This window comes from Mycobacterium sp. EPa45 (genome assembly GCF_001021385.1).
GTDB lineage: Bacteria > Actinomycetota > Actinomycetes > Mycobacteriales > Mycobacteriaceae > Mycobacterium.
The window spans coordinates 4873369-4894972 of record NZ_CP011773.1 but is presented as its reverse complement, the minus strand read 5'-3'; the positions used below and the strand labels follow the sequence as shown (position 1 = coordinate 4894972).

The 21604-nt window shown below is 67.2% G+C and carries 24 protein-coding genes; 15 read left to right on the top strand and 9 right to left on the bottom strand.

Going from position 1 to position 21604, the window contains the following annotated elements; all coding sequences use genetic code 11:
* Nucleotides 1-25: 25 nt before the first annotated feature.
* Nucleotides 26-691 (bottom strand): O-methyltransferase, encoded by a 666-nt coding sequence (locus AB431_RS23070; RefSeq protein WP_047331893.1) that lies wholly within the window; start codon nt 689-691, stop codon nt 26-28.
* A 220-nt stretch (nt 692-911) separates the two neighbouring features.
* Between AB431_RS23070 and sigE the strand changes: the two genes are divergently transcribed.
* The 4 genes from sigE to tatB all read left to right on the top strand — a co-directional run bounded on the left by sigE (nt 912) and on the right by tatB (nt 4239).
* The gene (gene sigE, locus AB431_RS23065) at nt 912-1685 is read left to right on the top strand and encodes an RNA polymerase sigma factor SigE (protein WP_047331892.1); all 774 of its coding nucleotides are present in this window, start codon (nt 912-914) and stop codon (nt 1683-1685) included.
* Between the two features lie 143 nt (nt 1686-1828).
* Nucleotides 1829-2233, top strand: a complete 405-nt coding sequence (rseA, locus tag AB431_RS23060; RefSeq protein WP_047331891.1) for an anti-sigma E factor RseA — start codon at nt 1829-1831, stop codon at nt 2231-2233.
* A gap of 79 nt (nt 2234-2312) precedes the next feature.
* Nucleotides 2313-3809, top strand: coding sequence for a S1C family serine protease (locus tag AB431_RS23055; RefSeq protein ID WP_047331890.1), 1497 nt, complete (start codon nt 2313-2315; stop codon nt 3807-3809).
* A gap of 4 nt (nt 3810-3813) precedes the next feature.
* Entirely contained in the window at nt 3814-4239 is a 426-nt protein-coding gene (tatB, locus tag AB431_RS23050) for a Sec-independent protein translocase protein TatB (RefSeq protein ID WP_047331889.1), read from the top strand.
* 4 nt (nt 4240-4243) lie between these two features.
* Here the strand turns inward: tatB and AB431_RS23045 are convergent, their stop codons facing one another.
* From AB431_RS23045 to AB431_RS23030, 4 genes are all read right to left on the bottom strand, one after another.
* The gene (locus tag AB431_RS23045) at nt 4244-5389 is read right to left on the bottom strand and encodes an Mrp/NBP35 family ATP-binding protein (RefSeq protein ID WP_047331888.1); all 1146 of its coding nucleotides are present in this window, start codon (nt 5387-5389) and stop codon (nt 4244-4246) included.
* Nucleotides 5390-5418: 29 nt separating this feature from the next.
* A complete protein-coding gene (locus tag AB431_RS23040) occupies nt 5419-6591 on the bottom strand; it encodes a lytic transglycosylase domain-containing protein (protein WP_047331887.1) in 1173 nt (390 codons plus the stop codon).
* A 115-nt stretch (nt 6592-6706) separates the two neighbouring features.
* Nucleotides 6707-7261 carry a DUF1003 domain-containing protein gene (locus AB431_RS23035; protein ID WP_047331886.1) on the bottom strand — a complete coding sequence of 185 codons (555 nt, stop codon included), beginning with the start codon at nt 7259-7261 and terminating at the stop codon, nt 6707-6709.
* On the bottom strand, nt 7258-8565 hold the full coding sequence (locus AB431_RS23030) for a magnesium transporter MgtE N-terminal domain-containing protein (protein WP_047331885.1): 1308 nt from the start codon (nt 8563-8565) through the stop codon (nt 7258-7260). Before AB431_RS23030 ends, AB431_RS23035 begins: the two co-directional genes overlap by 4 nt.
* A 24-nt stretch (nt 8566-8589) precedes the next feature.
* Between AB431_RS23030 and AB431_RS23025 the strand changes: the two genes are divergently transcribed.
* Entirely contained in the window at nt 8590-9558 is a 969-nt protein-coding gene (locus tag AB431_RS23025; RefSeq protein WP_082135778.1) for a CoA ester lyase, read from the top strand.
* On the opposite strand, the gene AB431_RS23020 is transcribed toward AB431_RS23025, so the two are convergent.
* On the bottom strand, nt 9555-10037 hold the full coding sequence (locus AB431_RS23020; RefSeq protein WP_047331883.1) for a DUF4190 domain-containing protein: 483 nt from the start codon (nt 10035-10037) through the stop codon (nt 9555-9557). The genes AB431_RS23025 and AB431_RS23020 overlap by 4 nt on opposite strands.
* A 4-nt stretch (nt 10038-10041) precedes the next feature.
* Nucleotides 10042-10665, bottom strand: a complete 624-nt coding sequence (locus AB431_RS23015; protein WP_052960372.1) for a DUF4190 domain-containing protein — start codon at nt 10663-10665, stop codon at nt 10042-10044.
* A gap of 151 nt (nt 10666-10816) precedes the next feature.
* Here AB431_RS23015 and AB431_RS23010 point away from each other — a divergent pair, with 151 nt between their 5' ends.
* The 6 genes from AB431_RS23010 (at nt 10817) to AB431_RS22985 (ending at nt 16454) form a co-directional block, all read left to right on the top strand.
* The gene (locus AB431_RS23010; protein ID WP_047331881.1) at nt 10817-11335 is read left to right on the top strand and encodes a general stress protein; all 519 of its coding nucleotides are present in this window, start codon (nt 10817-10819) and stop codon (nt 11333-11335) included.
* A 169-nt stretch (nt 11336-11504) separates the two neighbouring features.
* Nucleotides 11505-12917 (top strand): ABC transporter substrate-binding protein, encoded by a 1413-nt coding sequence (locus AB431_RS23005; protein WP_047331880.1) that lies wholly within the window; start codon nt 11505-11507, stop codon nt 12915-12917.
* Complete coding sequence (locus tag AB431_RS23000; protein WP_047331879.1) at nt 12914-13834, top strand: carbohydrate ABC transporter permease; 921 nt, start codon at nt 12914-12916, stop codon at nt 13832-13834. The genes AB431_RS23005 and AB431_RS23000 overlap by 4 nt, the downstream gene beginning before the upstream one ends.
* 2 nt (nt 13835-13836) lie before the next feature.
* Nucleotides 13837-14673, top strand: a complete 837-nt coding sequence (locus tag AB431_RS22995) for a carbohydrate ABC transporter permease (RefSeq protein ID WP_047331878.1) — start codon at nt 13837-13839, stop codon at nt 14671-14673.
* Between the two features lie 11 nt (nt 14674-14684).
* Complete coding sequence (locus tag AB431_RS22990; protein WP_047331877.1) at nt 14685-15857, top strand: ABC transporter ATP-binding protein; 1173 nt, start codon at nt 14685-14687, stop codon at nt 15855-15857.
* Nucleotides 15858-16454 carry a suppressor of fused domain protein gene (locus AB431_RS22985; RefSeq protein ID WP_047331876.1) on the top strand — a complete coding sequence of 199 codons (597 nt, stop codon included), beginning with the start codon at nt 15858-15860 and terminating at the stop codon, nt 16452-16454.
* 4 nt (nt 16455-16458) lie between these two features.
* Here AB431_RS22985 and corA read toward each other — a convergent pair whose 3' ends face one another.
* The gene (corA, locus tag AB431_RS22980) at nt 16459-17571 is read right to left on the bottom strand and encodes a magnesium/cobalt transporter CorA (RefSeq protein WP_369803088.1); all 1113 of its coding nucleotides are present in this window, start codon (nt 17569-17571) and stop codon (nt 16459-16461) included.
* A gap of 134 nt (nt 17572-17705) precedes the next feature.
* Between corA and AB431_RS22975 the strand changes: the two genes are divergently transcribed.
* On the top strand, nt 17706-18875 hold the full coding sequence (locus AB431_RS22975; RefSeq protein WP_047331874.1) for an NADP-dependent malic enzyme: 1170 nt from the start codon (nt 17706-17708) through the stop codon (nt 18873-18875).
* Nucleotides 18876-18897: 22 nt separating this feature from the next.
* A complete protein-coding gene (locus AB431_RS22970) occupies nt 18898-19737 on the top strand; it encodes a glycine betaine ABC transporter substrate-binding protein (RefSeq protein WP_200902785.1) in 840 nt (279 codons plus the stop codon).
* A gap of 5 nt (nt 19738-19742) precedes the next feature.
* Here AB431_RS22970 and AB431_RS22965 read toward each other — a convergent pair whose 3' ends face one another.
* Nucleotides 19743-20573 carry an SDR family oxidoreductase gene (locus AB431_RS22965; RefSeq protein ID WP_047331873.1) on the bottom strand — a complete coding sequence of 277 codons (831 nt, stop codon included), beginning with the start codon at nt 20571-20573 and terminating at the stop codon, nt 19743-19745.
* Between the two features lie 101 nt (nt 20574-20674).
* Between AB431_RS22965 and AB431_RS22960 the strand changes: the two genes are divergently transcribed.
* Together AB431_RS22960 and AB431_RS22955 are read left to right on the top strand one after the other, a co-directional pair.
* Nucleotides 20675-21052, top strand: coding sequence for a DUF732 domain-containing protein (locus AB431_RS22960; RefSeq protein WP_047331872.1), 378 nt, complete (start codon nt 20675-20677; stop codon nt 21050-21052).
* 35 nt (nt 21053-21087) lie between these two features.
* Nucleotides 21088-21543 (top strand): SRPBCC family protein, encoded by a 456-nt coding sequence (locus tag AB431_RS22955; protein WP_047331871.1) that lies wholly within the window; start codon nt 21088-21090, stop codon nt 21541-21543.
* Nucleotides 21544-21604: the final 61 nt, after the last annotated feature.

Sequence of the window (21604 nt, the reverse complement as noted above, 5' to 3'; positions counted from 1 at the left end):
GACCCGGCCGGGAGAAAAGAAGAACTCAGTCGCGGGCGGCGACGAGCAGGCCGTCGCCCAGCGGAATCAGCACCGGGGTGAGGCGCTCGTCTTCGGCGATCAGGCGGGCGGCCTCCCGCACCGCCGTGACCTCGGCGTCGTTGGCCGCCGGATCACCGGCGCGACCGCCGAGGGCCGAGCGATGCACGACGATCGCGCCACCGGGGCGCAGCAGGCGGATGCCTTCGACGATGAAATCAGCGTGGTCCGATGGGGCGGCATCAAGAAACACCAGGTCATACGACTCGTCGGCGAGCCTGGTGAGGACCTCCTGGGCCCGTCCGGCGATCAGGCGGGTGCGCGACGGGCCGATCCCCGCTTCGTTGAACGCCTGCTTGGCGAGGCGCTGGTGCTCGGGCTCGATGTCGATGGTGGTCAGGACGCCGTCTTCGCGCATGCCGGACAGCAGCCACAGCCCGCTGACGCCGGTCCCGGTCCCCACCTCGACGACCGCTTTGCCCCCGGACAGCCGTGCCAGTACGCTGAGCAGCGCGCCAACAGCCGGTGTCACCGCTCCGGCGCCCGCGTCCACCGCCCGCTCCCGGGCGGCCGCGACGATGGCGTCCTCGGAAATCGAACCCTCGGCATGGGCGAGGATCCGGTCGGCGCGACTGACCTCCGGCTGGCCTGATTGGTCCTCGGTAGTGGCCATTCTCAGCAGCGTAGGCGCACTTGGATCGACGAGTGGGCAGGCGCGCCCGGGTGCCGGGAGTACCGAACCGGCCGGCTCAACACACCGGTGCCGGCCGTCAAGGGTGACGCGCCGTCCAGCAGTGAAAGAGCTGGACACAAAACAATAACAAAAGTATTTCTTAGTCAAACCTTAGTTAGCTCAAACCGTTCCCCCACGGCTGTGGGGAACGGTAGCGGGCATGGAACAGAGCCCCCGCTGGTCGGGGAATATGCCCGACAACGGTCGCGTTGTCAGGCTTGATGCGGTCGACGGCAGTCAGCCGTCGACGCAGGTCAACCAGGAGGATCCGACGACCACCACATTGATGGCTCCGGCGCATATGTCGCACCCCGAGCAATATGGGGAAGCCGAGTGGGTTGAGCCGTCCGAGGAACTGCAGGGCACTGCGGTGTTCGACGCAACCGGTGACCGGACGGCCATGCCGTCCTGGGACGAGCTGGTGCGTCAGCACGCCGACCGGGTGTACCGACTGGCCTACCGCCTGTCGGGCAGCCAGCAGGATGCTGAGGACCTCACCCAGGAGACCTTCATCCGAGTGTTCCGTTCCGTGCAGAACTATCAGCCCGGCACGTTCGAGGGCTGGCTGCACCGCATCACCACGAACCTCTTCCTCGACATGGTGCGCCGTCGCGGCCGCATCCGGATGGAAGCGCTGCCCGAGGACTACGACCGGGTGCCGGCCGACGAGCCCAACCCCGAGCAGATCTACCACGACTCGCGGCTGGGCCCGGATTTGCAGGCCGCGCTGGATTCGCTGGCGCCGGAGTTCCGCGCCGCCGTCGTCTTGTGTGACATCGAAGGTCTGTCCTACGAGGAGATCGGTGCGACGCTCGGGGTCAAGCTGGGCACCGTCCGCAGCCGCATCCACCGAGGCCGGCAGGCGCTGCGCGAATACCTGGCGGCCCACTCCGGCCAGCAGGGGCTGGCTGACTTCACCGCCGAATCGGCCTAGACGAGCAGGCAGCGGCCAAACTGTGGCCGTCATGTCATGTCGCCGAGGGCTGCGCGCGCTACATTCGATCTAGCGGCGCGCCGCGCCGGCCATGGCAACTACGGCCTGCGACGCTGCCGACGCGAACCGAGAGGAGCGCAGTGATGGTCGACCGTGGACACATGTTCCGTCGAGCGTTTTCCTGGCTGCCCTCCCAGTTCGCTTCCCAGAGTGACGCGCCCATCGGGGCACCGCGCCAGTTCGGCTCCACCGAGCACCTGTCGATCGAAGCCATCGCCGCCTATGTCGACGGTGAGCTGCGGATGAAGTCCTATCTGCGGGCGGCGCACCACCTGTCGCTGTGCCCGGAGTGCGCGGCCGAGGTGGAGGGTCAGACGCAGGCGCGCACGGCGCTGCGGGATTCCCTTCCGATCAGCATGCCGAGCAGCCTGTTGGGACTGTTGTCCCAGATCCCGCAGTCGGCGCCGGACGAGCCGCCGGCCCCGCAGTCCGGACTCGCCGATCAGTTAGCTGACGGCACGGACCGTAGTCGGCGTAAGCGCCGGTAGGGTGGATGTGAAATCGAGCAAGAACGTGCTCGGTCCCATAGCGCGCGCTCGCCGCTGAGCGCTTGGATAGAGGTTGAACTTGAGCCCCAATCAGGACACTTCCGGCAGCCCACGCCTGGCGCCGCGGCCGGTCTCGCGGCCTGCCGTCGATCCGGCTGCCACCCGCACGTTCGGACGTCCCCAGGGTGTCGAGGGGTCGTTCGTCGCCGAGGAACTGCGGCCCGCGAAGTTCCGCGGCGAGGTTGAATTCCAGCCCAAGGACCACGTGCCCGACCCAGTGCTCGGGGAAGCGTTCGGCCGGCCCTACCCGGGCGGTGACTCGCTGCAGCGCCATCCCGCCGACGCCGGTGCGCTGGACGGCGAGAAGGATGATGACTCCGACGCGCTCGACGATCCCTGGCGGGATCCGGGTGCGGCGGCCGGGCTGGGTACGCCGGCGTTGCAGCAGGCCGCCCCTGTCGCCGCCGCCGGGCCCACCGGCAAGCTGGGTGTCCGTGAGGTGCTCTTCGGCGGCCGGGTGTCCTACGTCTCGCTGGCGATCCTGGGCATCATCGCGCTGCTCATCGGCTTCGCCGGCGGCTGGGTAGGCCGCAAGACGGCCGAGGTGGTCGAAGCGTTCACCACGTCGAAGGTCTCGCTGGCCACCAACAGCACCGGCGAGGTCCCGCCCGGCCGATTCGCCAAGGTGGCCGCGTCGGTCGCCGATTCTGTCGTCACCATCGAGGCGGTCAGTGACGACCAGGGCGCCCAGGGCTCCGGTGTCGTCGTCGACGGCCGTGGCTACATCGTCACCAACAATCACGTCATCTCCGACGCCGCGAACAACCCGAGCAAGTTCAAGATCTCGGTGGTGTTCAACGACGGCAAGTCGGTGCCGGCCAACCTCGTCGGGCGCGACCCCAAGACCGACCTGGCCGTGCTCAAGGTGGACAACGTCGACAACCTGACGGTGGCGCGGTTCGGTGACTCCGACAAGGTTCACGTCGGTGACGAGGTGATCGCTGCGGGCGCACCGCTGGGCTTGCGCAGCACCGTCACCCACGGCATCATCAGCGCACTGCACCGGCCCATCCCGCTGTCGGGTGAGGGCTCCGATACCGACACCGTCATCGACGCCATCCAGACCGACGCCTCGATCAACCACGGCAACTCCGGTGGCCCGCTGATCAATATGAACTCCGAGGTCATCGGGATCAACACCGCCGGAAAGTCGTTGTCGGACAGTGCAAGTGGTCTGGGCTTCGCGATCCCGGTCAACGAGGTCAAGGAAACCGTCGAGGCGCTGATCAAGAACGGCAAGGTCTCGCATCCGACGCTCGGGCTCTCGGCGCGTTCGGTCAGCAACGACCTCGCGCAGGGCGCACAGGTGGCCAACGTGAAGGCCGGCAGCCCCGCCGAGAAAGCCGGAATCCTCGAGAACGACATCGTGGTCAAGGTCGGCAACCGCACAGTGGCCGACGCCGACGAGTTCGCGGTCGCGATCCGTCAGCTCAAGATCGGCCAGGACGCCCCGATCGAGGTCATCCGCGACGGCCGCAAGGTCACGCTGACGGTGAACCCCGCGCCGGACAACTGACGCGATGTTCGCCAACGTCGGTTGGGGCGAGATGCTCGTGCTCCTTGTCATCGGGCTGGTGGTTCTCGGCCCGGAGCGCCTGCCCGGCGCCATCCGGTGGACGTCGAACTCGTTGCGGCAGGCCCGTGACTACATCAGCGGCGCCACCACCCAACTGCGCGAGGACCTCGGGCCCGAGTTCGAGGATCTGCGTCAGCCATTGAGCGAGCTGCAAAAACTGCGCGGCATGACGCCGCGAGCCGCGCTGACGAAACACCTTCTTGACGGCGATGATTCGTGGATCGGCGAGGCATTCCAGTCGCCCGGAGCCGCTGGGACGACCTCAGACGCGGTGAAGCCGCACAGCGCGCCGCCGCCGCAAGCGGTGGCACCCAAGCCCGAGCCGCTACCGCCCGGCACGCCTGCGCCGTTCGACGCCGACGCGACCTAGTAGCTCAGCCGTGGCGGGTGGTGTCCAAGCCCAGTGACATCCCGGCCAGGCCGCGTCGCCGCGCCGCCAACTTGTCGGCGATACCGCGCAGCTCCTTGCCGGCCGCCGAGTCTGGCGCTGAAAGGACCAGCGGTACACCGGAATCGCCGGCTTCCACCAGCGCAGGATCCAGCGGTACCTGCCCGAGCAGCGGCACGTCGGCGCCGATGGACCGGGTGAGGCTTTCGGCAACCTGGCGGCCGCCACCCTCACCGAAGATCTGCATCGTCGTGCCGTCGGGCATCAGCAGCCCGGACATGTTCTCGACCACGCCCACGATGCGCTGTCTGGTCTGCAGCGCGATCGCGCCCGCACGTTCGGCCACCTCGGCGGCCGCGAGCTGCGGCGTCGTCACCACTAGGATCTCCGCGCCCGGAATCAGCTGAGCCACCGAGATCGCCACATCACCGGTACCCGGCGGCAGGTCGAGCAGCAGCACGTCGAGATCGCCCCAGTACACGTCGGCGAGGAACTGCTGCAGCGCCCGGTGCAGCATCGGACCGCGCCACACCACCGGTGCATTGCCCTGGGTGAACTGGGCGATCGAGATCACCTTCACGTCGTGGGCGATCGGCGGCAGGATCATCGACTCGACCTGGGTGGGGCGCTCGTCGGTGCCCATCATGCGCGGCACCGAGTGGCCGTAGATGTCGGCATCGAGCACTCCGACCGACAGCCCGCGGGCGGCCAGCGCCGCGGCCAGGTTGACCGTCACGCTCGACTTGCCCACGCCGCCCTTACCGGAGGCGACCGCGTAGACGCGGGTCAGCGAGCCCGGCTGGGCGAACGGGATCACCGGCTCGGCCGCGTCGCCGCGCAGCTGCTTGCGCAGTTCGGTGCGCTGCTCGTCGTTCATCACATCCAGGGCGACGGTCACCGCCGCGGTGCCCGGCACGTCGGCGACGGCCTGCGTCACCCGTTCGGTGATCTCGGTCTTCTTCGGGCACGCGGAGGTGGTGAGGTAGACCTCGACGTGCACGGCGCCGTCGTCGCCGACCTCGATGCTCTTGACCATGTTGAGCTCGGTGATCGGCTTGCGCAGCTCGGGATCGATGACTTTGCCCAGCGCGATGCGCACCTGGGTCTGCAGCTCGTTCTTCTGTTCGGACATCAGCGCCGAGTCTAGGCGGCGCGGTGCAACTAGCTGGCCGGGCCCGGCAGCGCACCGTGCACGGCCGGCAGCGACACCACCGGGACCTCTGCGACGGGCTCAGGCGCCGGCGGCGGGGGCGGCGCCATCCACGGCGGCTGCCACGCCGGCGGGGCTTCCGGAACCGCCTGCGACTGTGCCGTCACCGGCGGGGGAGCCTGCGAACCCAGGCAGATCACCTGGCACGGCAGCGACGGCAGCGCGCTGGCCGGACCGGGAAGCGGGCCGAGCGCCAGCGATCCAGCGGTCTCGGTGTTGCCCAGGTTGACCTGTGCCAGCGGGTCGGTCGGCGGCAGCCCGATCGCGTTGAGAGGCAGGCCCGGGCCCAAGCCCTCCGGGTTCTCCAGGTGCGCGTCGCCCAGGGCGGGGGCGGGCCCGACGATCGGCGGCAGGTTGATCGGCTCGACGCCCGTGGCATAGGCCGCGGCCCAGCCCAGCACGTTCTGGGCGTACGCCATCGAGTTGTTGTACCGCAGGATCGCGGTCAGTACCTGCGACTGGTTGCGCAGATTCAACCCACCGCTGCACAGGTAGCGGGCCGCGGCCAGGGCCGCGTCATAGACGTTCTGCGGGTCGGCCTTACCGTCTCCGTCACCGTCGGCGGCGTAGCGCGACCAGGTGCCCGGCAGGAACTGCATGGGTCCCATCGCCCGTGCAAACACCGGCCGGCCGGCCTGGACGGTCTGCACGATCACCTCGTTACCCGACAGGGTGCCGTCCAGCGTGGGGCCGTAGATCGGGCTGATCGCGGTTCCCCGCGCGTCGGTGGCGCCGCCGTTGGCGTGCATGGATTCGATGCGGCCGATCCCGGCCAGCAGATTCCAGCTCAACCCGCAGCCCGGCGCGGCCACCGACATCGCCTGCTCGGCATTGCGATAGGCGGCCAGCGGCACCGCGGGGATGCGCATGGAGCCCATCGAGCTCACCACCATCGCCGGCGGCGGTGCCGACGGGGTGGCCGCGGCGAAGTGAAAATTGGTGGGCTGCTTGGTCAAAGCGACCACGGTGACACCGGAGGTGTCGACTTGCGGCGAGACGGCCGCGAGCGGCATGACCTCTTTGCCGACGACCGGCGCGTGCGGCAGGTCGGGGGATGCGCTGACCGCTCCGGCAAGTACGACCGGGGTGAGCACAGCAATTCCGAACGCAGGCTTCCGCACCATCCGGCTGACGCGGTTCCCTATGCCCACTCGCCCGTCCTCAGATAATGCCTGCCTGTGTGAACCAAGTCACCATACATACCTTTGTGACCTCAGTGGTATCCAATGGTCACCTTTGTCACGAACTCGCTTCCTCGACAGGCGGTCGGGGCTTTTTCGACTTGCGCTCGGAACCGTCCTTGGCCTTGCCGGCACTGTCGGCGCGCAACGCTTCCAGCAACTCGCGCACCTCCTCGAGTTCGCGGCGAAGGTAGTCGCGGGTGGCCACCTCACCGACCGCCAACCGCAGCGAGGCCAGCTCACGGGCCAGGAACTCGGTGTCGGCCTTCGTCTGCTGAGCGCGCCGGCGGTCTTCCTCGAGCGAGACCTTGTCGCGGTTCTCCTGCCGGTTCTGGGCCAACAGGATCAGGGGCGCGGCGTAGGCGGCCTGAGTAGAGAACGCCAGGTTGAGCAGGATGAACGGGTAGGGGTCCCATCGCCAGCGCACCGCGAACAGATTCAGGCAGATCCAGACGATGACGATGATCGTCTGCCAGGCAAGGTAGCGCCCGGTGCCGAGGAAGCGCGCGATCGATTCACTGAACCGGCCGACCGCCTCGGGGTCGAAGTTGAACGACAGCCGCCGCGAGTTGCGCGGTGTATCGAGGCGTTGGCGCGCGGACAGGTCGCTCATGTCGTCCCCTCTGCGCCGATCACCCCGTCGGACAGTTGCGGATCCTCCATGCTCTCCCGCCAGTCGTCGGGCAGCAGATGGTCGAGCACGTCGTCGACGGTGACCGCGCCGAGCAGATGGTTCTCCTCGTCGACCACTGGACCGCAGACCAGGTTATAGGCGGCGAAGTAGCGCGTGACCCCGGCCAGCGACGTGTTCGGGGTGCAGCTGGGCAGGTCGGTGTCGACGATGCCGCTGACCAGGTTGGCGGGCGGTTCGCGCAGCAACGCCTGCAGGTGCACGCAGCCCAGGTAGCGGCCGGTGGGGGTGGCCGTCGGCGGCCGCACCACGAACACCAGCGACGCCAGCGCCGGCGTCAGGTCGGGGTCACGCACCCGGGCCAGGGCCTCGGCCACCGTGGTGTCGGGTGCGAGCACCACCGGATTGGACGTCATCAGACCGCCGGCGGTGTCGGGCGAGTGGCTCAGCAGTCGTCGCACCGGCTCGGAATCCTCGGGGTCCATCCGGCGCAGCAGCACCTCGGCCTCGGTCGGATTCAACACACCCAGCAAGTCGGCGGCGTCGTCGGGATCCATGGCCTCCAGGACGTCGGCGGCGCGCTCGGTGTCCAGCTGCAACAGCAGAACGGTCTGGTCGTCCTCGGGCAGCTCCTGCAGGACATCGGCCAGCCGCTCGTCGTCGAGTGCGTTGATCAACTCGGTGCGGCGCTTGGCCGGCAGATCACGGATGGCGTCGGCCACCTCGATTGGGCGCTGGCCCTCGAACTGATGAAGCAGCTGAGCCACGCCCTGGCCCGGCATGGACAGCGCCGACGGCGTCAGCCCATGCACGTTGTGCCAGTCCACGACCTGAATCGTCGAGCGCCGGCCCAACCGACGGTGGCTGCGCACCGCCACCCGGGTGACCACCCAGTCCCGCGAGCGACTCTGCTCGATACCCAGATCCACCACGATCACGTCCACACCGGACATCTGCGGCAGCTCGGGATCGTTGACGCGCACACGGCTGTCGAGAACCTGCCCGAGCACCAGCACCTCGCCGGGGCGCTGCGCGAAACGGCGCAGTGACACGTTGCCGGTGTTGAGCGTGACGGCGTTCGGTTCGATCGCGGTGACCCGCAGAATGGGAACGAAAATTCTTCGGCGAGTAAGCATTTCGACGACCAGGCCGAGGACGCGCGGCTGCTGGCGGACGATGCTCATACTGATCACGACATCACGAACCCGGCCGAGTGATTCTCCGTCCGGTCCCAGCACGACCAGCCCCGCCAGCCGCGCCGCGTACACCCTGTTCACCGACGCCATGACTGAAAGGGTAGGAGTGTAACCGTGGAGAACGCCTATCGACCCCGTAGAACGTGCCTGTCCGTTCCGGGCAGCAGCCTCAAGATGATCGAGAAGGCCAAGGGATTGCCTGCCGACCAGGTGTTCCTCGACCTCGAGGATGCGGTGGCGCCAGATGCCAAGGCGCAGGCCCGCAAACAGGTCGGCGCCGCGTTGGCGAGCCCGGGCTGGGCGGGCCAGCTGCGTGGTGTCCGGGTCAACGACTGGACCACGCCGTGGACGCATGCCGATGTCATCGACGTGGTGTCCGAGGTCGCCTCGGCCCGCGACGGGCACCTGGACGTCATCGTGCTGCCCAAGGTCACCGACGCCAGCCACGTCCATGCCCTCGATTTGTTGCTGACCCAGCTCGAACGGACTCACGGTCTGCCGGTCGGCCGTATTGGGGTCGACGCCCAGATCGAAGATTCCAAGGGACTGGCCAACATCCACGCGATCGCTGCCGCGCCGCGAGTCCACGCATTGGTGTTGGGTCCGGCCGATCTCATGGCCAGTCTCAACATGCGCACCCTGGTGGTGGGCGAGCAGCCGGAGGGCTACGACGTCGGCGACGCATACCACCACGTGCTGATGACGATCCTCGTCGCGGCCCGCGCGCACGGCATCGCCGCGATCGACGGGCCGTATCTGAAGGTGCGCGACGTGGACGCGTTCCGGCGGGTGGCCGGCCGCGCGGCGGCACTCGGGTACGACGGCAAGTGGGTGCTGCATCCCGATCAGATTGCCGCGGGCAACGAGATTTTCAGTCCGCGCCAAGCCGATTACGACCGTGCCGAACTGATTCTCGAGGCCTACGACTGGCACACCTCGAAAGCCGGTGGTTCCCGTGGGGCGGTGATGCTCGGCGACGAAATGCTCGACGAAGCCAGCCGCAAGATGGCGCTGGTGATCGCAGGCAAGGGCCGAGCCGCCGGAATGGAGCGTCAGGGCGAGCGGTTCACCCCACCGAGCTAGTACGTGCCGGGCGAGTTCGCGGCACCGGCGGCGAGGATGATCACGAACGCGATGTAGAGCACGATCAGCGCGACGATCACCGATCCGATGGCGACGCCGGCGACCGCGAGCCCGAAACCATCCTGTCCGGTGCGCTTGGTTTCACGCATCGCGACGATCCCGAGGATGATCCCCGCGATCGACGGCAGCCCGCAGAACAGCAGACCGGCCAGCGAGGTCACCAACGCCGCGATTGCTTTGCCGTTGGTGCCCGGCGGCTTGGTCGGCCGGTACGGGTCGTAGGGATCGCCGTAGCCGGGGTAACCGGGGTAGCCGGAGTAGCCCGGCGGCGGGTACGGGTAGCCCGCATATCCCGCAGGCTGTGGATACGGGGTCGGATACACCGGCGGCGGCATCGGCGGGAAATTCGCCGGATAGTCCACCGGTGCATACGGATCGGCCGGCGGCGGTGTGCCCTCCGGGTGAGGGGGGTAGGTCATCGGGTCAGCGCCAGGCGTAGATCGCCCAGATCATGCTGATGATCAACGTCGCCACACCCACCACGATCCCGGCGATGGCCAGGCCATAGCCGCCCTGACGGGTTCGCTTGATCTGGTTGAGCGCGATGATGCCGCAGACGATCCCGACGATCGAGCCGATGCCGCACAACAATCCGATGACCGACGCCACCAGCGACGAGATCGCCAGGGTGTTGGTGCCGGACTCGGGGGTCGGATAGCCGTAGCCGCCTTGGTAGGGCGCGGCGCCGTACTGCGGCGGCGGAGGCGGCGGGTACCCGCCGGCTTGCGGAGGCGGGAAGGCCGACGGCTGCTCGGCGTAGTTCGGTGCCCCGTATGCGCCCGGGGACGGTGGCGGGTAGCCCGATTGCGGGCCGTAACCCGGCGGGGGATAGCCGGGTGCGCTGTAGCCGGGCGGCGGCGGGTAGGCACCCGGCGCTGGGTAGCCGGGATATGCCGGCGGGGTGGGCTCGTAACCCGACGGGGCGCTCTCGTAGCCGGGCGAGGCCGGGTTCTGTTCGATGGGTGGGGCCTCGTAGGTCCCTTCGGATGGGCCCTGATCGCCCGAGTTCTGGGGCTTTTCGCCGGAGTCGCCGCCGGAAGCTGTCATGCTGATCAACCTAGCGTATGTGCAGGTGGCGCGGGGCTGGCTTGCCGTCGGGGCACCAACTCCCGCGCTACCTCGTTGATCAGGCATGAGCCCGTTTCCCGCGGGCGACACGACGCGACAAACGCCGCGCACGACAGGAGAATGAGCAGATATGACCAGCCCTTTCCCACCCGGCCAGAATTCCGGTGGCGCGACCGCCGCGTCCCGCCGCGGGCCGGTCGGCCTACCCACCCCGCCCAAGGGGTGGCCGATCGGCTCCTATCCCACCTATGCCGAAGCCCAGAAGGCCGTCGACTACCTGTCCGACGAGCAGTTCCCGGTGGAGCAGGTGACCATCGTCGGTGTGGACCTGATGCAGGTCGAGCGGGTCACCGGCCGGCTGACATGGCCCAAAGTGCTGGGCGGCGGCGTGATCACCGGCGCCTGGCTCGGCATCTTCATCGGCCTGGTGTTGGGGTTCTTCAGCCCCAACCCGTGGGCCTCGCTGATCACTGGCGTTGTCGCCGGCGTCATATTCGGTCTGATCACCTCGGCGGTTCCCTACGCGATGGCGCGGGGGACAAGGGATTTCAGCTCCACCATGCAACTGGTGGCAGGTCGCTACGACGTGCTGTGTGATCCGCAGAGCGCCGAGAAGGCGCGGGACATGCTGGCGCGCTTGAAAATTTAGCGGCGGTCACGATCTGGCCGCATCCGGCGCGGGAGTGTTGCACATCACCGCGCCGTAGTTCTACGGTTTGGCCGCGGGGCATTGCCCTGCCGTGATGCAGCCTGCGCCGAGCGCGGACAGTTGCCACACGTACCGAAAAGGCGGGCGAAGACGGGAGGCGGTTGCGGAGATGGCTTGCCCAGGCGCACGCTTTCGGCGGGTGGGCGCGGCCGCGATCGCGGCTCTGACATGCGCATCGTTGGTGTCGTCGTGCAGCTCGGGGGACCAGGGTCTGGTCGTCAGTCTCTACACACCGGCCAGTGAAACGGCCACGTTCACCGCGGTCGCCAAGCGTTGCAACACCGAACTCGGCGGTCGCTTCCGCATCGAACAGCGCAGCCTGCCCAAGGCCGCCGACGACCAACGCCTGCAGCTGGCGCGCAGGCTGACCGGAAATGACCGCACGCTCGATGTGATGGCGCTCGACGTGGTGTGGACGGCGGAGTTCGCCGAGGCCGGCTGGGCTTTGCCGCTGTCCGACGACCCGGCCGGACAGGCCGAGTCCGATGCGACCGACAACACTTTGCCCGGGCCGCTGGAGACGGCCAAGTGGCAGGACAAGCTCTACGCCGCACCGGTGACCACGAACACCCAATTGCTGTGGTACCGAGCTGATTTGGTTGCGCCCCCGCCGGATACCTGGGACGGCATGGTGGCCGAGGCCGCCCGGTTGCACGCCGAGGGCAAGCCCAGCTGGATCGCGGTGCAGGCCAAGCAGTACGAAGGCCTGGTGGTGTGGTTCAACACGTTATTGGAAAGCGCTGGGGGACAGGTGCTTTCCGACGACGGTAAGCGGGTCACGCTGACCGACACCCCAGAACACCGAGCGGCGACGGTCAAGGCGCTGCAGATCATCAAAGCCGTCGCCACCGCACCGGGCGCCGACCCGTCGGTCACCCAGACCGATGAGGGCACCGCGCGCCTTGCCCTCGAACAGGGCAAGGCGGCACTGGAGGTCAACTGGCCCTTCGTGTTCGCCTCGATGCTGGAGAACGCCGTCAAGGGCGGTGTGCCGTTCCTGCCGCTCAACGAGAAGCCGGAACTGGCGGCCAGCATCAACGACGCCGGCACGTTCTCGCCGACCGACGACCAGTTCACCGTCGCCTTCGACGCGTCCAAGGAGGTGTTCGGGTTCGCCCCGTATCCCGGGGTGATCCCCGGTCAGCCCACGCGCGTCACGCTCGGTGGGCTGAACCTCGCGGTGGCCAAGACCACCCGGCACCCGGCCGAGGCGTTCGAAGCCGTCCGATGCATCCGGAACCTGGAGAACCAGAAGTACACCTCGATCGAGGGCGGTCTGCCCGCGGTGCGCGCCTCGCTGTATTCCGATCCCGCGTTCCAGCAGAAGTACCCGCAGTACGCGATCATCCGAGATCAGCTGACCACCGCCGCGGTGCGCCCGACGACGCCGAACTATCAAGCAGTGTCGACCCGTATCTCGGCCACACTGGCCCCGATCAGCCAGATCGATCCGGACAAGACCGCCGACCAGCTCGCCGAACAGGTGCAGAAGGCGATCGACGGAAAGGGGTTGATCCCATGACCGCCCCGACCCGGACTCCGGCCGATGCTGCGGCCCGCAGCGACGATCGCCGGTCCCAGCGCAAACTGGCCTACCTGCTGATCACGCCGGCCGTCGTCCTGATGCTCGCGGTCACCGCCTACCCGATCCTGTACGCGTTGTGGCTCAGCCTGCAGCGCTACAACCTGGCCAGCCCCGCCGACACGAAGTTCATCTGGTTCGAGAACTACCAGACCATCCTGACCGACCGGTACTGGTGGACGGCGTTCGTGATCACCGCGGTCATCACGGTGATCTCGGTGGCCATCGAGTTCGTTCTCGGGATGGCGCTCGCACTTGTCATGCACCGCACCATCTTCGGTAAGGGCCTGGTGCGGACCGCGATTCTCATCCCGTACGGCATCGTGACGGTCGCGGCGTCCTACAGCTGGTACTACGCGTGGACGCCGGGCACCGGTTACCTGGCAAACCTGCTTCCCGACGGCAGTGCGCCTCTGACCCAACAGATTCCGTCGCTGGCCATCATCATCCTGGCAGAGGTGTGGAAGACCACCCCGTTCATGGCGCTGCTGCTGCTGGCCGGTCTGGCGCTGGTGCCCGAGGATCTGCTCAAGGCCGCCCAGGTGGACGGCGCGGGCCCGTGGACGCGGCTGATCAAGGTGACGTTGCCGTTGATCAAACCGGCGATCCTGGTGGCACTGGTGTTTCGCACGCTCGACGCCTTTCGCATCTTCGACAACATCTACGTGCTGACCGGCGGCGCCAATGACACCGCCTCGGTGTCGATCCTGGGATACGACAACCTCTTCAAGGCGTTCAACATCGGACTCGGCTCGGCGATCAGCGTGCTGGTGTTCATCTCGGTGGCCGTCATCGCGTTCATCTACATCAAGCTGTTCGGCGCCTCCGCGCCGGGCACGGACAACGAGGTGCGCTGACGATGTCTGAGCGGGTTGGTACCCGGCGGGCGGTGAGCTGGGTCGTCATCGACGCACTCGTGGTGATCTATGCGCTCTTCCCGGTGCTGTGGATCCTGAGCCTGTCGCTCAAACCGACGTCAACGGTCAAGGACGGCAAGCTCATCCCGTCGCAGATCACCTTCGACAACTACAAGGGCATCTTCAGCGGCGACGCGTTCAGCTCAGCACTGGTCAACTCGATCGGCATCGGCCTGATCACCACCGTGATCGCGGTGGTGATCGGCGGGATGGCCGCCTACGCCGTCGCGCGGCTGGAGTTCGCCGGCAAGAAGGCGCTCATCGGTGCCGCTCTGCTGATCGCGATGTTCCCCCAGATCTCTTTGGTGACACCGCTGTTCAACATCGAGCGTCGGCTTGGCCTGTTCGACACCTGGCCTGGCCTGATCATTCCGTACATCACGTTCGCGCTGCCGCTGGCGATCTACACGCTCTCGGCGTTCTTTCGGGAGATTCCCTGGGATCTGGAGAAGGCCGCGAAGATGGACGGCGCGACGCCGGCGCAGGCGTTTCGGCGGGTGATCGCACCGCTCGCCGCGCCGGGCATCGTGACCGCGGCCATCCTGGTGTTCATCTTCGCGTGGAACGACCTGCTGCTGGCGCTGTCATTGACGGCCACCAACGCCGCGATCACCGCGCCGGTGGCCATCGCGAACTTCACCGGCAGTTCGCAATTCGAGGAACCAACCGGCTCGATCGCGGCCGGTGCGATGGTGATCACCGTTCCGATCATCGTGTTCGTTCTGATCTTCCAACGACGGATCGTCGCCGGGCTCACCTCCGGTGCGGTGAAGGGGTAGCGAGGTTTTCGATGGCCGAGATAGTCCTGGACCATGTCAGCAAGAATTATCCGGACGGCGCAGTCGCCGTGAAGGACCTCAGCCTGACGATCGCCGACGGTGAGTTCGTCATCCTGGTCGGTCCGTCCGGCTGCGGAAAGTCCACCACCCTCAACATGATCGCCGGCCTGGAGGAGATCAGCTCCGGAGAGCTGCGCATCGGCGGTGACCGGGTCAACGAGAAGGCGCCACGCGACCGCGACATCGCGATGGTGTTCCAGTCGTATGCGCTCTATCCGCACATGACCGTCCGGCAGAACATCGCCTTCCCCCTGACGCTGGCCAAACTGAAGAAGGCCGAGATCGCCCAGAAGGTTGAGGAAACGGCCAAAATCCTTGATCTGACCGAACTTTTAGACCGCAAACCTTCGCAGTTGTCCGGTGGTCAGCGCCAGCGGGTGGCGATGGGTCGCGCGATCGTGCGTCAACCCAAAGCGTTCCTGATGGACGAGCCGTTGAGCAACCTCGACGCCAAGCTGCGCGTGCAGATGCGCGGCGAAATCGCCCGGCTGCAGAACAGGTTGGGCACCACCACGGTGTACGTCACGCACGACCAGACCGAGGCGATGACCCTCGGCGACCGGGTCGTGGTGTTGCGTGGCGGTGAGGCACAGCAGGTCGGCACGCCGGAGGAGCTCTACGAGCGGCCGGCAAACCTGTTCGTGGCCGGCTTCATCGGTTCGCCGGCGATGAACTTCTTCCCGGCGACCCACGACGGCATGAGCTTGCGGTTGCCGTTCGGCGAGGTGACGCTGAGCCAGGAGGTCCAAAGCGTCATGGGACAACATCCGAAGGCCGCCAACGTGATTGCCGGCATCCGCCCCGAGCACTTCGAGGACGCCGCGCTGCTCGACGCCTACGAGCGTATCCAGGCGCTGACGTTCGAGGTGACCGTCGACCTGGTCGAATCGCTGGGTGCCGACAAGTACGTCTACTTCAAGACCTCCGGTGACGGGGCGAAGGCGGCCCAGCTGGCCGAACTGGCCGCCGAGTCCGGCGCCGGTGAGAATGAGTTCGTGGCAAGGCTTTCCGCCGATTCCAAAGCGGCCATCGGACAGACGATCGAGTTGGCCTTCGACACCGCCAAACTGCACATCTTCGACGCCGACAGCGGAGCAAACCTCACCATTCCGCAAGCGGGCTAAGTGAGTCAGCCCCTGGATGCGGTCCGCGCTCATGTGCGCGGGCATTTCGCCGACGCGGGAATAGCGGCCGAGCCGGATTCGGCCAGCGTGACGTTTCTGGGACTCGAACGCATGGAGGTCCTGCGGTTCGGTCCGGACCGCGACGGCGTGGCTCACTATGTGACACTGGGATGTTCGCGGCACCCGATGACCGAGCCGACGTCCGGTGTCGCCGACCCGTTGCATGGCCCGCGGGCCGAGGTGGTGCTCAGCCTGCGTGCCACCACGCCGACCCCCGGTCTGGCGCGAAGCCTGGCCGTCGTTGCGGCGACGCCCGCCGTCGAGGGTGTCGTTCTGGTCGCCGACGCGCTGATCGACCTGTCCGCACCGCTGTGGGAGGCTGCGGCGTTCACCGCTGTGCTGCTTGGTGATTCGGCGATCGACGAGCTGCCCCTGGAGGCGCCGCGCGAGCCGGTGCGTTTTCTGGCGGCGATTCCGGTCACCCAGACCGAGGCCGCGTGGGTGCGGCTCAAGGGTGCCGAGGCGATGCGCCAGGCCTGGATCGACGACGGCGTCGACGTGCTGGACCCGAATCGCCGTGCGGCGCGGCCGAGTTAGGCCGCTACAGCCAGTGGTTGCGGCGGAAGTTGTGATACAGGAACCCGCAGGCCGTCACCATCAGCAACAGCACAGCCGGATAGCCCCACGTCCATGACAACTCCGGCATGTGTTCGAAGTTCATGCCATAGATCCCGGCAATCATCGTCGGCACCGCCGCTATCGCCACCCATGCCGAGATCTTGCGCATGTCGACGTTCTGCTGCATGCCGACCTTCGCCAGGGCCGCCTGCACCAGCGATGACAACATTTCGTCGTGAGAGGCGATGCGGTCGGCGGCTTGGGTCTGATGGTCCAGCACGTCGCGCATGTACCGCAGGATCTCTTTGGACATCAGGTCTTTGAATTCTCCGCTGCTGAACCGTCCCAACGCGACCGTCAACGGTGAGACGGCCCTCCGCAGTTCGACCACTTCGCGCTTGAGCAGATAGATCGGTTCGATGTCGGTGTTCTTCAGCGGCGAGAACGTTTCGGACTCAATGGCATCGACGTCGAATTCCATCAGCTCGCTGACGTCGCGGTAGGTGTCGACGACGTGATCGGCGATCGAGTGCATGACCGCGTACGGGCCCAGCGCCAGGTGCTGGTGCTCCTCTTCCAGGTGCTTACGCAGCCCGGCCAGCCCGGTGTGGTCGCCGTGGCGGACCGTCACGACGAAGTCGGCGCCGACGAACACCATGATCTCGCCGGTCTCGACGATCTCCCGGGCCAGTGCCACCGACTCGTGCGGCACGTAGGTCACGGTCTTCAGCACCAGGAACAGGGTGTCGTCGTAACGCTCGACCTTGGGGCGCTGGTGGGCGTGCACGGCATCTTCGACGGCCAGCGGGTGCAGGCCGAACACCTCGGCCACCGCCTGCATCTGATGTTCGTCTGGTTCGTGCAGGCCGATCCAGACGAACGCCTTCTGCCCGCCGGCTTCCAATTCGCGGACCTTCTGCAACGCGGCGGCGTGGGTGTACTTGCCGGCCAGCCGGTTGCCGTCGACATAGACGGCGCAGTCGACCATGGCCCGCGCTACGGGCACGTGGATGCGTTTGGCATCGACGGTGACGGTGGGTCGGGGGCGGTTCCCTCCCAGCAATGCCTGTGGTCGAGCGCGAAACGACGGCATGATCCGACCTCCCCTCAAGTGGCAGGCAGGGCCCTGACGGGCCCCGCAGAAATGTTACGCGCCGGTAGGCTTACCGGCGTAGTTCACGGCAGGGAGACCCTGGTCGGTGAGGTTTTGAGGGCGAGTACCCTGACGCCGTGTCCGAAACAGTGAGTACCCCCCGCGTCGTTATCGACGACGAAGAGATCTTCGCCGCTCACGTCGGCGGGAAGCTGTCCGTCGAGCTGAAGGCGCCGCTGGACACCCAGCGCGCCCTGTCGATCGCCTACACCCCGGGCGTAGCCCAGGTCAGCCGCGCGATCGCCTCCGACCACACGCTGGCCAAGAAGTACACCTGGTCCAACCGGCTGGTCGCGGTGATCAGCGACGGTACCGCGGTCCTGGGCCTCGGTGACATCGGTCCTGCGGCGTCGCTACCGGTGATGGAGGGGAAGTCCGCGCTGTTCAAGACGTTCGGCGGTCTGGACTCCATCCCGATCGTCCTGGACACCAAGGACCCCGACGAGATCGTCGAGACGATCATCCGGTTGCGGCCCACCTTCGGTGCGGTCAATCTGGAGGACATCTCCGCGCCACGCTGTTTCGAGATCGAGCGGCGCCTGATCGAGGCACTGGATTGCCCCGTCATGCATGACGACCAGCATGGCACCGCAATTGTCGTGCTCGCTGCCCTGATGGGTGCCACGAAGTTCCTCGATCGCGACATGCACTCGCTGAAGGTGGTCATGTCAGGCGCGGGTGCCGCCGGCGTCGCATGCACCAACATCCTGCTGGCCGCGGGCATCACCGACATCACGGTGCTGGACAGCCAGGGCATCCTGCACACTGGCCGCACCGACATGAACTCGGTCAAGGCGGAACTGGCTGCACGGACCAACCCGCGCGGGCTCACCGGTGGCATCGCGGAGGCGCTCAACGGAGCGGACGTGTTCATGGGAGTCTCGGCAGGGCTGGTTCCCGAAGAGTTGATCGCGACGATGACGCCGGGCGGCATTGTGTTCGCGATGTCCAACCCGGACCCCGAAATCCATCCGGACGCGGCGCGCAAGCATGCGGCGGTCGTGGCGACCGGGCGCAGCGACTTCCCCAACCAGATCAACAATGTTCTGGCATTCCCGGGTGTGTTCCGTGGCGCGCTGGACGCCGGGGCGCGGCGCATCACCGAGAAGATGAAAGTTGCAGCGGCAGAGGCGATCTACTCCGTCGTCGGCGACGACTTGGCGGCTGATCACATCGTGCCGAGCCCGCTGGATCCCCGGGTCGGGCCCGCGGTGGCCGCGGCGGTGGCCGCGGCAGCCGAACACTGAGGCGAAACCCTTGAGGCCGACGATGTTTCGCCGGCTGATGCTGGGACTGCTGGTTCTGGTGGCGGTGGCCTGCGGGTCGCCGGCGCCGGGACCGTCGCTGGCTGTCGCTGCGACAGCAGACCCGGAGTACACCCTGCTCGCCAATCTGTACGCCGCCGCGCTGCGCTCCTACGGCAGCGCGGCACACGTGCAGATCGTCGATGATCCGCTGACGGCACTGGATTCCGGCACGGTCAGTGTGGTGCCGGGGTTCACCGGAAGGCTGCTGCAGACGTTCGCCCCCGGCACGACCGCCCGCTCGGATCCCCAGGTGTATCGCGCGATGCTCGGGGTGCTGCCCGAAGGTGTGGCCGCTGGTGACTACACCACCGCCGCCGACGACAAGCCCGCACTGGCCGTGACCGACGCGACCGCCACGGCGTGGGGCAGCCGCGACCTGACCGCGCTGGTGAAACACTGTGCGGGACTGCGCATCGGGGCCGTCGCCAAAGTCCGCGGTTTGCCGAGCGTGGTCGGCACCTGCACGCTGCCCCCGGCCCGCGAATTCCCGGATGCCGCAGCGCTGTTCGCCGCACTGCGGGCAGGCGACATCACGGCGGCGTGGACGGGAACAGCCGATACCGGTGTACCCGGCGATGTCGTCGTGTTGGCCGATCGCAAGCCCGAGCTGGTGATGGCGGAGAACATCGTGCCGCTCTACCGGCGCAACGAACTCGACGATCGCCAGGTCCGGGCGATCAACGAACTCGCCGGTGTCCTCGACACCGGCTCGCTCGTCGACATGCGTCATCACGTCGGCGACGGACGCGACCCGCGTTCGGTCGCCGAAGAGTGGCTATCCGCGCACCCGTTGGGGCGCTAGCGAATTCAGCGCATCGGTGGGGCGAGCTTGGGGAGCACGGTGGAGAACAGCTGCTGGTAGCCCGACCCGGTGATGCGCACGATCACGTCGAGGATCTTGGCGTCGGCGCCGACCAGCACCCGGGCTTTGTTCTTGCGGACGGCGTCGAGGATGATCTCGGCGGCGCGCTCGGGCGTCGTCCTGGCCATCTTCTTGTCGAACGCCTTGGCCATCTCGGCCTGGTCGAGTCCCTCGGCCACGGTGGAGTTGCGCGCGATCGCGGTCTTGATTCCGCCCGGGTGCACGGTCGTCACCTTGACCGGATGCTTGGCCAGCATCATCTCCTGACGAAGTGCCTCGGTGAACCCGCGCACCGCGAACTTGGCCGCGTTGTAAGCGGCCTGGCCCGGCACCGAGAAGATCCCGAACAGGCTCGAGACGTTGATCACGTGGCCGTCGCCGGATTCGATCAGGTACGGCAGGAAGACCTTGGTCCCGTTGACGACGCCCCAGAAGTCGACGTCCATCACCCGCTCGATGTCCTTGTACTGGCTGATCTCGACGTCGCCGGAGTACGCGATGCCGGCGTTGTTGTAGATCTGGTTGACCTTGCCGAAGTGCGCCTTCACCCCGTCGGCGTAGGCCTGGAAGGCCTCGCGCTCGGTGACGTTGAGCCGGTCGGCCTTGACCTCCACGCCGATCGCCTTGAGGCGCTCCTCGGTGACGGCCAGTCCCTCGGTGTCGATATCGCTGATCGCCAGCTTCGCGCCCGATCGGCCCAACTCGATTGCCAGTGCCTGACCGATGCCCGACCCGGCCCCGGTCACAACGGCTACTTTCCCGGCAAACCCCTGCATGAAGGACTCCTCACGTTGTTTGACGTGTGTCGAATGGGCTCAGGTTATCGGGTAGGCCCCCCGCGGGTAACAGCGGGATGGGCGACCGCGATGCTTAGAGCATGACATTTCGCCGTATGGCCAGCGCCGGGGCGGTTGCCGGATTGATCGCCGGCGCTGTTGCGCTGGCGACGCCCGCCCAGGCCGACACCACCACGAACGACGACTTCCTGGCCGCCCTGGGCAATGCCGGCATCACCGGAATGGACCCGGCTGCGGCCGTCGAGATGGGGCAGTCGATCTGCCCGCTGCTGGCCGACCGCAGCCAGAACACCGCCGACATCGCCTCCACCGTTGCCGATCGGATGGGCCGGCCGCTGGGCCCGGCCACCATGTTCACCGGCATCGCCGTGTCGTTCTTCTGCCCGCGCGCGATGCAGGACCTCGCAAACGGCAACTCGCCGATCCCGCTGCCGTTCCTGAACAACTTCGGTTTCTAGCTGCGCGCAGGTCCGCGGGGATCTAGCGTCCCCTCATGATCACGCTCGCCTGCGACGCCGACATCAACTGCTCGGCTGAGCGCATATTCGACGTCATCACCGACCTGCGCGGGCAGGACGGCTGGTTGTCGGAATCGTCGGCGTTCAAAGGCACCGAAGACATCTCGACGGGTCCGGTCAGAGTGGGCACGACGTATCGCGAGCCGGGACCGCTCGGCGTCCGCAGTGGAGTCGTCACGGAGTTCGAGCGGCCGACCGCCGTCACATTCCACCAGCCGATGACGCTCAAGTTCGGCCTCGGAGTCCTGGACATCACATTGGGCTACACCCTGACGCCCCAAGGCGCGACGTCAACGCACGTGCGCCGGGTCTGCCGGCTGACGCTGCCGGCTCACCTGAAGCCGTTCAAACCGGTGTTCGTCCGTGCGTTCCGCGTGGAGAGCGCGCGGACGCTGGCGGCGTTGAAGGAGCACGCCGACGCGCTCGGCTGAGCGCGAGTGTGCGATTTCGTACGCGACTCGCGGTCGCGCCGTATCGATCCGCACACTCAAG

Excerpts from the sequence above, each read along its gene's own strand:
- AB431_RS23070 (WP_047331893.1), bottom strand. The coding sequence starts at position 691 with ATGGCCACTACCGAGGACCAATCAGGCCAGCCGGAGGTCAGTCGCGCC.
- sigE (WP_047331892.1), top strand. The coding sequence starts at position 912 with ATGGAACAGAGCCCCCGCTGGTCGGGGAATATGCCCGACAACGGTCGC.
- rseA (WP_047331891.1), top strand. The coding sequence starts at position 1,829 with ATGGTCGACCGTGGACACATGTTCCGTCGAGCGTTTTCCTGGCTGCCC.
- tatB (WP_047331889.1), top strand. The coding sequence starts at position 3,814 with ATGTTCGCCAACGTCGGTTGGGGCGAGATGCTCGTGCTCCTTGTCATC.
- AB431_RS23045 (WP_047331888.1), bottom strand. The coding sequence starts at position 5,389 with ATGTCCGAACAGAAGAACGAGCTGCAGACCCAGGTGCGCATCGCGCTG.
- AB431_RS23040 (WP_047331887.1), bottom strand. The coding sequence starts at position 6,591 with ATGGTGCGGAAGCCTGCGTTCGGAATTGCTGTGCTCACCCCGGTCGTA.
- AB431_RS23035 (WP_047331886.1), bottom strand. The coding sequence starts at position 7,261 with ATGAGCGACCTGTCCGCGCGCCAACGCCTCGATACACCGCGCAACTCG.
- AB431_RS23030 (WP_047331885.1), bottom strand. The coding sequence starts at position 8,565 with ATGGCGTCGGTGAACAGGGTGTACGCGGCGCGGCTGGCGGGGCTGGTC.
- AB431_RS23020 (WP_047331883.1), bottom strand. The coding sequence starts at position 10,037 with ATGACCTACCCCCCTCACCCGGAGGGCACACCGCCGCCGGCCGATCCG.
- AB431_RS23015 (WP_052960372.1), bottom strand. The coding sequence starts at position 10,665 with ATGACAGCTTCCGGCGGCGACTCCGGCGAAAAGCCCCAGAACTCGGGC.
- AB431_RS23010 (WP_047331881.1), top strand. The coding sequence starts at position 10,817 with ATGACCAGCCCTTTCCCACCCGGCCAGAATTCCGGTGGCGCGACCGCC.
- AB431_RS23005 (WP_047331880.1), top strand. The coding sequence starts at position 11,505 with ATGGCTTGCCCAGGCGCACGCTTTCGGCGGGTGGGCGCGGCCGCGATC.
- AB431_RS23000 (WP_047331879.1), top strand. The coding sequence starts at position 12,914 with ATGACCGCCCCGACCCGGACTCCGGCCGATGCTGCGGCCCGCAGCGAC.
- AB431_RS22995 (WP_047331878.1), top strand. The coding sequence starts at position 13,837 with ATGTCTGAGCGGGTTGGTACCCGGCGGGCGGTGAGCTGGGTCGTCATC.
- AB431_RS22990 (WP_047331877.1), top strand. The coding sequence starts at position 14,685 with ATGGCCGAGATAGTCCTGGACCATGTCAGCAAGAATTATCCGGACGGC.
- AB431_RS22970 (WP_200902785.1), top strand. The coding sequence starts at position 18,898 with ATGTTTCGCCGGCTGATGCTGGGACTGCTGGTTCTGGTGGCGGTGGCC.
- AB431_RS22965 (WP_047331873.1), bottom strand. The coding sequence starts at position 20,573 with ATGCAGGGGTTTGCCGGGAAAGTAGCCGTTGTGACCGGGGCCGGGTCG.
- AB431_RS22960 (WP_047331872.1), top strand. The coding sequence starts at position 20,675 with ATGACATTTCGCCGTATGGCCAGCGCCGGGGCGGTTGCCGGATTGATC.
- AB431_RS22955 (WP_047331871.1), top strand. The coding sequence starts at position 21,088 with ATGATCACGCTCGCCTGCGACGCCGACATCAACTGCTCGGCTGAGCGC.